This window comes from Streptococcus castoreus DSM 17536, assembly GCF_000425025.1.
Lineage (GTDB): Bacteria > Bacillota > Bacilli > Lactobacillales > Streptococcaceae > Streptococcus > Streptococcus castoreus.
Genome location: NZ_KE384295.1, coordinates 38,798 through 44,797 on the forward strand (window position 1 = coordinate 38,798; position 6,000 = coordinate 44,797).

Genomic DNA, 6,000 nt, shown 5'->3' on the forward strand with positions numbered 1-6,000 from the left:
TATCCCTTATGATGATTCTAGAAAAAAGAAGGAGGCATGTATGCAATATCATCTAACACTATTTTTCAAACAGCTAAAAGAGAGTCGAAAGCGCTATTGGCTTAGTTTATCTCTTTTTCTAACAAGTTTACTCAGTCAAACAGCTTATGCGGATGACCCTTTTGCTAAAACGCAGAATCTGGCTAATCAAGGCATTACCAAGTTTCAAACAGTTAGTGTCGCTGTCTTTGGAGTGGCTTTAGTTGCAACAGGTCTTGTCTACGGCTTCAGTGGACGAGAAACTAAGGCATCTATCAAGAAGCACTGGATTCATATTCTAGTTGCCATTGTAGTGGTCACGCTTGGACCTGCGATTGTTCAATTTATCATTGATTTTGTCAAGAGTTAGGAGGTGGCAAGATGGGATTTTCCCTTTTTCAAACCTTTCCTAATCTATCAGATGACTTATTTGTGGAGGTGACTTGGGGCAAAACCCTTTCACCAGAAACCGATGAGGACTTGGAAGAGTTGGTTGCGGACTTGGACCTGATGGATACCTTGCCTTATTTAAGCTTTTATCAGGCAGAAGTCTTATTTCAATCCCTCAAAGATAACTATCAGATATTTGAATTGAGCCGAATTTCAATTTGCCATCAAGAAGGAGGGAAACCCTCATCAGAAGGAGAAGTTTTTAGCGAACCCTTTGTTATTAATCAAACCTATATCAATCTCTTGAACCCCTTAATGGATGTCATTCTAACGCATCCAGCTTTTTCTGATTATCCTTATTCTGAAAAACGGGATTACTTTGTAGGACAGGTCTTTCCTGCCTACCAAGCAAGTTTAGGGCTATCGCTAACTGATTTACCTGATTTTCCCCTTGAAGAACCCCAAAAGCAAGGGTTATCAAAGCAAAGTAGTAAGTCTAAGAGCGTTGCTAAACCCTCTAGAGCTTCTCCTAATGAGCAAGGAAAACTAGTCAAAAAGCAGGTCTATATCTGGTTGTTGCTGATGGGAATGATTAGTTTAACTAGCTTAGGAATAGCTCTGAAATCGTATTATCAGTTGTCAAAACAAAATGAAAAGATGACGTATCTTTATCAAGAATTAAAGGACACTAAGAACTTAGCGAACAGAGAACATCAAATAGATGTTTTCAGTCGTTACTTCTTACCAAATTACTATTCTGGTAAAAAGGAAAACTTGAATGATTTTCTTTCTGATGGTGATGCCAAGTACACTGTTCCAAAAGAAGGAAGCTTGCAGTCAGTTATCCTAGAAAAAGTGACATATAATGCAAAAACGAAACACTATCAGCTAACCTATGTGTTAACGATTAAAGCAAAAGAGCAATTAACCAGTGTTCGTCTGGAGTTTGAGGTGAAAGAACAGCCTTCAAGGAAATATGGCTATGTCGTTACCTCTGAACCCAAGGAAACCCCTTATCTAATGAGAAATTAATGCAGGAGACACTCATGAAACAAGTAAAAGTATTAACAGGAATTGCAGTCGCAGCTTTATCTACAGGCACAGGTCTTGTGCAGGCAGATGATTTATCAAACACAAGACCTGCTAAAGCAGCTGAAGTTGTGACACATACGGAAGTGACAGAAAGTCAAGTGGCGGACGCTAAAACAAAATCCGATCAAGCAACCCAAGCCGTTAAGACTCAAGAGGCTAAGGTTAAGGCTATTGAGGTAGAAAAATCTCAAGCACAACAATCTTTAGTTAATGCGACAACAGCGGTTAATGATGCTGAAAAGTTAGCTAGTGAAGCAACGCCTGACGGGTTAACGAAAGCCCAAGCAGACGTTGAGGCTAGTCAAACGGCTGTTACTGATGCACACGCAAAACTTGAAGCAGCTCAAGTAGCTGAATCAAGCGCTCAAACAGCAGTTGATCATCAAAATGAAACAGTCGCCAAAGCGTCTCAAGCAGTTGTTGAGAAAGAAGCTACAGTGACAAGTGCTACTCAAGCTGTTAATCAAGCCAAAGCAGCTCTCACGACAAGTAATCAAGCCGCTGATGTTAGTGCAGCAGAAGAAAAAGTGTTAGAGGCTCAAGAAGCGGTTACGAAAGCAGAAACACAAGTTAGTCAGGCTCAAGAAGCAGATGCAAAACATGAGTCTGATGTGAGACATGCCAAAGAAGAGCTTGACCTTAAGTCTCAAAAATTAACAGAAAAACAAACAACTCTAGAACAAGTCATGGCTGCGATTGAAGCAGAGCGTCTGACTAAGCCAGTTGAAAATGGCACTTACTTTAATCAAAGAGATAACGAGTGGCAAAAAGCCTATGGTGGGAAGACCTTTGCGGCGACAGGATGTGTGCCAGCTTCTCTTGCTATGGCCTTCTCAGAATTAGTAGGGAGACACATTAGTCCTCTGGAAGTCGCAGATTACTTATACCAAATTGGTGAGTTTAATAATGGTCGTTTTGATGGCACCTCAAGTATTGGTGCTATGAAAGCGGCTGAACATTTTGGCTTAGTTCCAACTGTTTTAAAAACCTTAGATCAAGTGCAAACAGCGCTACAAGATGGACACTATGTCATTAATTCCATTCAACACCATGAGAAGTTTGCGCCTTTATCTTGGGGATGGTCAGCTAGTCATGACGTAGCACTAAGAGGTTATCAAGATGGCAACACTTATGTCTATGATCCTTACAATCGCAATAATATTGGCTATCACAATTTAGCTGATTTATGGAATCATCAAAGTCATAACCCAGAAGATGTGGATGGGGTTGGTGTTCCCTTTATTAGCTTGATGACGAAACAGATGGCTCAATTAATGGCAGAAAAAGTTACAGCTAATCAAGCGGTACAATTGGCTAACCAAGCTTTAACTGAAGCCCAAGCAAATGTGACAGCCTTAGAACAAGTCGCGTCTCAAACCTCACAAGCAAAAGACCAATTAGCTGCAGCTAAGGCTAACTTAGTCACAACCAAAGATATGCTGGATAAGGCGAAACAAAGGGCTAAATTAGCAGAACAAGACTTAGAAACGAAAACAGCTAATCTTAAGCAAGCCCAAGAATATCTAGCCCTTAAACAAGATGACCTAGCTAAAGCTCAAAGGGTGCTAGCAGCTCAAGAGACAAGCTTAGAACAGTTAACTAAAGTCCTCTCATTAACTCAAGCCAATCTTGGACGTGCGACAGAAGCAGTCGAACAGGCTAAGGCTGACCTTACCCAAAAACAGGCTTATGTGACGAATCTTAAGCAAGTGACAAAACTGAGACAAGACAGTCAAGACAAAGTAAACCAAGCTAAGGCGGTTCTCAGTGAAGCAAGTGCTCATTTAGAACAAGAACTTGAGACCTTAAAAACCTTACAAGCCAAAGAGGCTGACCTAACAGCACAGTATCAAGCCATCTTTAAAGCCTATCAAGTTGTTTTAGCTGCGAAACACCACTCACAATTGGCTGAAAGCAAAGCAAAGCTTGAAGCTAAGGGAGAAGAAGCTGTTCCTGTGGTCAATGAAGTAGGACATGTAACGGATTACGTGTCTGGGACAACACAGTTGGCTGATACTGTAGTAGTGAGAACAGAAGAAACATCATCAAAAACAATGAACACTTCTCTTGTTAGCGTACAACCGATGGACAAGCAAGGTCATCAAAGGGTTCTTGATACTGTCGCTACTTCACAAAGTAGCCTTCCTCAGACAGGTGAGCAGTCCCTATCGCTTTTAAGCCTATTAGGAATGAGTTTTCTTTCACTCTTGAGTTTCTTGGGACTTAGAATGAAGCAACAAAAATAATGTACGGAACTAGATAAATCCTAAAACAGACTAAGCTTTTAAATTAGCCCCTTTACAAAATAATTTTTATAGGAGGTCATTCTTATGACAAAAAAACAATTACTTAGTGTCCTCACAGCGACCACAGTGGCCCTACTCACAACCTCTCTTGCTTACGCAGATGAGACCCCAGTGCCAGTGGATCCGACTGCTCCTTCAACGGAAGTGGTCACTCCTGCGCCTGCTCAACCTGAGAAACTACCAGACACCTCAAAACCAGCAGAGCCAGAAACTCCAAAAGAAGAACTACCAACTCCTGTGGATCCGACCACCCCATCAGCTGGTAAAGAAGACAAGCCAGAAACTGTCCCAGGTCAGGCTGAAACGCCTAAAGAGGAAACAAAGCCTAAAGAAGAAGTAAAACCTGAAAAGCCTAAGCCTAGTGAAGACAAGAAAAAAGAAGAGCTTGTCCCAGATAATGTCTCAAAAGACATTATTGAAAAGGTGGATACCACGACAGGTGAGGTGGTCTTTAAACCCATTCCAGTCACACCAGACAAAACAGTTATCGGTACTAAGGACAGTCAGGTGATTATTCGTGACCAAGCAGGCCGGACACAAGTCGTTACCCCTGAGAGCCTTGGTGGCCATGTTAATCCTAATGGGACAGTGACCATTACAGATAGTACAGGCGCTAAAAAGACCTTGCCAAAAACAGGTGATAAACAAAGCGTGCTTGGTTACTTGGGCATGATGTTAATTTCGGTTTTAGGCTACGCTGTCAAGAAAAAAGTATCACACTAATTACATGACCTGGGAATGTCACAAAAAGCAACCTAGAAGAGAGAAATTAAAAATGAACACATTGAAAACGAAAGGACACGGCTATTTCCGTAAATCCAAAGCCTACGGTTTAGTTCCAGTTATTGCTTTGGGGAGCCTAGTTCTTATGGGCACAACAAGTGTTTCTGCGGATGACGTAACTCCTTTAAATCCAGCGACTAACTTAACAACGCTACAAACACCTCCAACAGCTGATCAAACACAGCTAGCTCATCAAGCTGGTCAGCAGTCAGGGGAGTTGGTATCAGAGGTGAGCAACACTGAATGGGATAATGCTGTCACAACAGCTCAAGAAGCAGGTGTTACTGTAAAACAGTCTGATAAGGTCACGCATGATAGCTTATCATCTGCGCAAGCCGATTTAGAGAAACAAACTAAAGCTGTCACAGAAGCTACAACTAAGCAAGAAGCCAACACAACAGCTATTAATCAAGCAGTTTCGGAAAATAAAGCTATTGATCAAGCTAATCGTGATGAAAAAGCTAGAGTTGACGCTCTTAATACTAAAGGGGAAGCTGATACCAAAGCTAAAAATGAAGCTGGTCAAGCCCAAGTAGATGCACAAAACAAACAAGCCCAAGAAGCAGCTGATGCCATGAATGCCCAATTAAAGGCAGACTATGAGGCGAAGTTAACTGAAATCGAGCGAATCAAGGCTGAAAATGAAGCTATCCGTCAGCGCAACCAACAAGCTAGTCAAGCGACTCATCAAGCTAGTCAAGCAGCTCAAGCTGCCTACCAAGAAAAGCTAGCAGAGATTGAGCGCATCAAAGCTGAGAATGCCGCTATTCGTGATCGTAATGGGAAGGCTCAACAAGAAGCAGAGCGTCAAAACCAAGCGCTACAAGCAGCTTATGAAGCAAAATTGGCAGAAATCAAGCAGATTGAATCAGAAAATGAAGCTATCCGTAAACGTAATGAACAAGCAGGTCAAGCGACGAATCAAACCAATCAAGCAGCCCAAGCAGAATACCAAGAAAAGTTAGCGGAGATTGAGCGCATCAAAGCTGAGAATGCCGCCATTCGTGATCGTAACGCTAAGGCTCGACAAGAAGCAGAGCGTCAAAACCAACAGGCTTTGGCTGACTATGAAAAACAACACGGGGAAGCAGCCCAAGCCTTAAAAGATTACTTGGCAAAAGCTCCTGACAATGTCACATTGGATCCTATCTTTAGTGCCGAACCAGCCACAGCCCCAAATGGCGATATCATTAAAGATGAGTTTACTTATAACAGTGCTGACAATACTTTTGTGTGGACAAAACAACTCCATGACTGGAAAAAATTTGTTGGTAAGGTCAATATCCATGGGAAACTAGGCGTCACAAAGACGGTTGATCCAACAACAGGAAACGTGAAGAGCGTTATTACGTCTGTTACTCTAACGCATCTTGAACACACTAATTTTGCAGAACCAGAGGCAGTCGTTTTT

The 6,000-nt window shown here is 42.0% G+C and carries 5 protein-coding genes; all 5 read left to right on the forward strand.

Annotated elements, in window-relative coordinates; genetic code table 11:
* Window positions 1-40: 40 nt before the first annotated feature.
* Window positions 41-388 carry a TrbC/VirB2 family protein gene (locus H346_RS0109295; protein WP_027970849.1) on the forward strand — a complete coding sequence of 116 codons (348 nt, stop codon included), beginning with the start codon at window positions 41-43 and terminating at the stop codon, window positions 386-388.
* A gap of 11 nt (window positions 389-399) precedes the next feature.
* Window positions 400-1,440, forward strand: coding sequence for a hypothetical protein (locus tag H346_RS0109300; RefSeq protein WP_027970850.1), 1,041 nt, complete (start codon window positions 400-402; stop codon window positions 1,438-1,440).
* 14 nt (window positions 1,441-1,454) lie between these two features.
* Entirely contained in the window at window positions 1,455-3,746 is a 2,292-nt protein-coding gene (locus tag H346_RS0109305) for a C39 family peptidase (RefSeq protein ID WP_027970851.1), read from the forward strand.
* A gap of 84 nt (window positions 3,747-3,830) precedes the next feature.
* Window positions 3,831-4,529 carry an LPXTG cell wall anchor domain-containing protein gene (locus tag H346_RS0109310; protein WP_027970852.1) on the forward strand — a complete coding sequence of 233 codons (699 nt, stop codon included), beginning with the start codon at window positions 3,831-3,833 and terminating at the stop codon, window positions 4,527-4,529.
* Window positions 4,530-4,581: 52 nt separating this feature from the next.
* Window positions 4,582-6,000 (forward strand): putative cross-wall-targeting lipoprotein signal domain-containing protein (locus tag H346_RS0109315; RefSeq protein ID WP_027970853.1); only part of this gene is annotated, 1,419 nt, incomplete at its 3' end.